Genomic DNA, 4,371 nt, shown 5'->3' on the forward strand with positions numbered 1-4,371 from the left:
GTGACCGCGCCCCTCAGGCGGCGGGCGGCGGCCATCCGGCCGCCTTGCCTTCGCGCCCCGCACTGTCGCGCCCGGCGCGGCGGCTCGCCCGGGCGCGGTCGCGCTTCGCGCTCCCGGACCGAGGCATGGCCTCGGTCCGCCACGTTTTGTCGTCAGGTGAATGCATGACCGCCAAGACCATCGCCTTCCAAGGCCTGCCGGGCGCCTATTCGGACCTTGCCTGCCGCGCCGCCTATCCCGGCTGGACCACGCTGCCCTGCCCGTCCTTCGAGGCGGCGATGGCGGCCCTTCGCGAGGGCCGCTGCGAGCTGGCCATGCTGCCCTGCGAGAATTCGCTCGCCGGCCGCGTGCCCGATATCCACCGGCTGCTGCCCGAATCGGGGCTGTTCGTCGTCGGCGAGCATTTCCAGCGTGTCGAGCACTGCCTGCTGGCGCCGAAGGGGGCGTCGCTGGCCACGCTCAAGCGCGCGCACAGCCATCCGATGGCGCTCGGCCAGGTGCTGAACCTGATCCGCGACATGGCGCTGACGCCGGTGATCGAGGCCGATACGGCCGGCGCCGCCGCGGTCATCGCGCAGAAGAACAGCGTGGAGGACGCGGCCATCGCATCCGAGCTCGCGGGCGAGATCTACGGGCTCGAGATCCTGAAGCGGAACGTCGAGGACAGCCACGACAACACGACGCGCTTCTACGTCATGTCGCGCGCGGCCTCCTATCCGCCGGTCGCGGCGGCGAACACGGTGACGACCTTCGTCTTCCGCGTCCGCTCCATCCCGGCCGCGCTGTACAAGGCGCTGGGCGGCTTCGCGACGAACGGCGTCAACATGACGAAGCTCGAATCCTACATGGTGGGCGGGCGCTTCGCGGCGGCGCAGTTCCTCTGCGATGTGGACGGCCACCCGGACAGCCCGGCGCTGAAGCGCGCCTTCGAGGAGCTGGAGTTCTTCTCCCGCGAATTCCGCATCCTCGGCGCCTATCCGGCGCATCCGTATCGCCTGGAACAGGCCGCCGGGGCGGATTGAGGCAGGGTGGGGGGCGCAGGACCGCGCCCCCCGGTCCCGTCACGACCCCATGCGGATCGGCGTCAGGTCCTGGAACCAGGACTGCGCCTGCACGAAGCCCTGCACGCGTCGGCTCATGGCGCGCGGGTTCATGTCGTGCGCGACGAACAGGAACAGCCGGTCGTCCACGGCCTTCGCGTGCAGTTCCGCCAGCAGCGCATCCTGCGCCGCCGGTTCGAAGGTGGTGAAGAGGCGATCCATGATGGCGTCGTAGGCGGGGTCGCTGAAGAAGCCCCAGTTGTTCGACGCCGGCGGCGCCATCTCGGTCTTGAGGAAGCGGACCAGCGCGGCGAAGGGGTCGTGCACCGAATAGGACACGTTCACCGCGCTGATGCCGCGCGGTACCAGGGCGCGCGCCCCCTCGCGCCACAGGCCGAGCAGCGCGTTCCACTCCACCACCTCGAAGTCGATCTCGATGCCGACCTCCTTGAGGTTCTGCTGCACCGCCTCGTTCATCGGCAACGGCTGCATCTGGCCCGAACCCGAGGGCGAAATCGCCACCTTCGTCCGCAGCGGGTTGCGTGCCGTGAAGCCGGCCTCGGCGAGCAGCCGGCGCGCCGCCGCGACATCGGTGCGCACCGGATCGGAGGGGCGGCCATGCCATGGATGGCCCGGCGGCAACAGGCCCGCGCCCTCGACCATCAATCCGCCGAGCATGGTCTTCATGCCCGCCCGGTCCACCGCGAGGTTCGCCGCGCGGCGCACCCGGATGTCGCGCCAGGGCGAACCCTCGATCATGCTGAAATGCCAGGTCCAGGTATGCGGGTAGGTGTTCGTGACGATCTGGAAGCCGGCCTGGCGCAGCGAGGGCACGGCATCGGGCGGCGGCGCCTCGATGAAGTCCACCTGGTTCGAGCGCAGCGCGGCCACGCGGGTATTTGCCTCGGGCAGCGGCAGAAGCACCAGGCGTTCGTGCCTGGGGATGCGCGCCGTTTCCCAGTAGTCGGGGTTGCGCACCAGCACGGCGCGTTCGCGGATGCTGAAGGCCTCAAGCTTGTAGGGGCCGGTGCCGACCGCGCGGTTAAGGAAGGTGTCCCAGTTGCGCCCCGCGGCCTCCCAGGCGCCGCGATGGGTGATGCCGATCCAGGTCAGCCCGAAGGGCACCAGGCTGTCGGGGGTGCGGGTCTCGAGGATGAAGGTGTTCGCCCCCTCGGCGCGCCAGGACGCGATGGTGGGCATGCGGATGCGCGCCTGCGCGGCGGCGCGGTTGTCGAAATGCGGCGCGTCGTTGCGGAAGGCGCGGTCGAAGGAGAAGACCACGTCCTCCGCCGTCATTACCTTGCCGTCGTGGAACTTCACGCCTTCGCGCAGCGTAATGATCCAGCGCTTTGCGTCGGCCGGATCGGTGCGCCACGCGGTGGCGAGGCCCGGGCGGATCACCGGCGGCGTGTCGAAGGACGACAGGTCCCACATCGCCAACTGGTCGTAGATGGTGATGCCCATGAAGCGATGTCCCTCGGCGCCCTGGTCGGGCACGCCGTTGGACAGGGGCACGGCGGCGGCGGTCATGCCGACGCGCAAGGTGCCGGTGGCGGTCTGGGCCTGGGCGATGTCCCAGGGCAGGGCCGCGCCGGCGACGACCGCGCCGGTGCCGCCGAGCAGGGCGCGGCGCGAAAGGTGGTTCTGCATGGCAGTCTCCGCTGCTGGTGAAGCGCGGCGGGACGCTAGGCGCGATTGCGCGGTCGGTGGGCATCCGGACCGAAATTGATGCCGGAATGCGCGAAGAATCTGCCGCCTGCACAAGAAGATGGCGACCCCGGTGCGGGGCCGGCATGAAAAAACCGCCCGGTGTGCCGGGCGGTTCGTCGCATGCTCGGTCGTGACCGTCGTGATGGTCGGATCAGTCGTCCCTGTCGCGATTCGCGGCCTGGGACTGTGCCGCCAGCGCCCGGGCCATCTGGCTCAGCGCTTCCTGGTGCTTGTCGTTGTCGATCAGGGCGAAGTTGCGCGCGAGTTCCAGGAACATGCGCTGGCGCTGGGAGACGGGCTGCGCCTCCCCGGTTCCGTGAAGCCCTTCGAAGAAGAAGGCGACCGGTACGTCGAGGACCTGCGCGATCTCGAACAGTCGCCCGGCCGAGATGCGGTTCAGCCCGCGCTCATACTTGTGGGCCTGCTGGTAGGTCACGCCGATCATCTTCGCCAGCTGCTGCTGGGACAGACCGAGCATTGTTCGGCGCTCGCGGATGCGGGCGCCGACATGGTGGTCGACCATGCTGGCACGCTGCAGAGAGCCCTCATCATCCGAGGAGAGCCCGCCCGCGGCCACGGAGGCAGCTTGCGTCGTTGTCATGACAGCCTGTCTAACCTAGCGCGATCCGGGTGTGCCAGCAATCGGGTTTCTCTACCCAGGGGCGTATCACGCATCGGAGAGGTCAAGAAAGTCAAGCCTTTGGGCGCATCGCCCGTGCATGTGCCAGCTCTCGCCGCAGCGTTTCGACCTCCGCCCGCAACGAATCAACTTCCGATGAGATGTTCGGCGCCCCGTCCTCCCGCCGTCCGAAGGGGGCAAAGAGGCTCATGGCACGTTCCATCATCGCCATGTTCTGCTTGCCCACCTCCTCGAGGTTCGTGAAGCCGCCCTGGAAGGGGATGAAGCCGCCCATGGTCTGTTCCATGGTGCGGCGCATCTGGTCCTGCTGCCGCGCGAAGGACGCCATGGCGAATTCGAGGTAGCGCGGCACCAGCCCCTGGAGGTTGTCGCCGTAATAGCCGATCAGCTGCCGCAGGAAGGCCGTGGGCAGCAGGTTCTGCCCGCCCTTGCTTTCCTCCTCGACGATGATCTGGGTCAGGACCGAGCGCGTGATGTCGTCGCCGGTCTTGGCGTCGTAGACGACGAAGTCGCGGCCGAGGCGCACCATCTTCGCGAGATCGTCGAGGGTGACGTAGGAGGAGGCCTCGGTATTGTAGAGCCGTCGGTTCGCGTACTTCTTGATCACCACCGGCGGGGCCGCGGCCTCGCCACCCTGCGCGCCGCCCGCGGCCGTGCTGCCAGCCATCGACATTCCGCCTCTTCCCCAACCCTTATGTCGCCACACTCTAGCACCCGGAGTGCACCGCAGCGGAAGGCGCAATCCGCACGGTTTCCCCGGCCGCGCCCCTTGGCTATGGTCCGGCGCGCGAGGAACCACCCCATGGAAGGCCCTGAGGATCTCGACCGCCTCGCGGAGGACTGGATCGCCCTGTGGCAGAGCGAGATCGCCGGCCTGGCGGCCGATCCGGAACTGGCCGAGCAATGGGCCGCCTGGGCCGCGCTGGGCGCGGCCTGGATGCGCGCGGCCAACGCCATGGCGCCGCGGCCGCGCTGGCCGGC

The 4,371-nt window shown here is 69.1% G+C and carries 4 protein-coding genes; 1 reads left to right on the plus strand and 3 read right to left on the minus strand.

What is annotated here, in order from left to right:
* Positions 1-164: 164 nt before the first annotated feature.
* Complete coding sequence (locus HW577_RS21350) at positions 165-1,022, plus strand: prephenate dehydratase (RefSeq protein ID WP_198378136.1); 858 nt, start codon at positions 165-167, stop codon at positions 1,020-1,022.
* A gap of 39 nt (positions 1,023-1,061) precedes the next feature.
* Here the strand turns inward: HW577_RS21350 and HW577_RS21355 are convergent, their stop codons facing one another.
* From HW577_RS21355 to phaR, 3 genes are all read right to left on the minus strand, one after another.
* A complete protein-coding gene (locus HW577_RS21355; RefSeq protein ID WP_198378137.1) occupies positions 1,062-2,690 on the minus strand; it encodes an ABC transporter substrate-binding protein in 1,629 nt (542 codons plus the stop codon).
* Between the two features lie 211 nt (positions 2,691-2,901).
* On the minus strand, positions 2,902-3,351 hold the full coding sequence (locus tag HW577_RS21360) for a helix-turn-helix domain-containing protein (protein WP_198378138.1): 450 nt from the start codon (positions 3,349-3,351) through the stop codon (positions 2,902-2,904).
* A gap of 91 nt (positions 3,352-3,442) precedes the next feature.
* Positions 3,443-4,057 (minus strand): polyhydroxyalkanoate synthesis repressor PhaR, encoded by a 615-nt coding sequence (phaR, locus tag HW577_RS21365; RefSeq protein WP_198378139.1) that lies wholly within the window; start codon positions 4,055-4,057, stop codon positions 3,443-3,445.
* Positions 4,058-4,371 lie beyond the last annotated feature (314 nt).

The sequence above is a fragment of the Neoroseomonas rubea genome (assembly GCF_016106015.1).
Lineage (GTDB): Bacteria > Pseudomonadota > Alphaproteobacteria > Acetobacterales > Acetobacteraceae > Neoroseomonas > Neoroseomonas rubea.

Excerpts from the sequence above, each read along its gene's own strand:
- HW577_RS21350 (WP_198378136.1), top strand. The coding sequence starts at position 165 with ATGACCGCCAAGACCATCGCCTTCCAAGGCCTGCCGGGCGCCTATTCG.
- HW577_RS21355 (WP_198378137.1), bottom strand. The coding sequence starts at position 2,690 with ATGCAGAACCACCTTTCGCGCCGCGCCCTGCTCGGCGGCACCGGCGCG.
- HW577_RS21360 (WP_198378138.1), bottom strand. The coding sequence starts at position 3,351 with ATGACAACGACGCAAGCTGCCTCCGTGGCCGCGGGCGGGCTCTCCTCG.
- phaR (WP_198378139.1), bottom strand. The coding sequence starts at position 4,057 with ATGGCTGGCAGCACGGCCGCGGGCGGCGCGCAGGGTGGCGAGGCCGCG.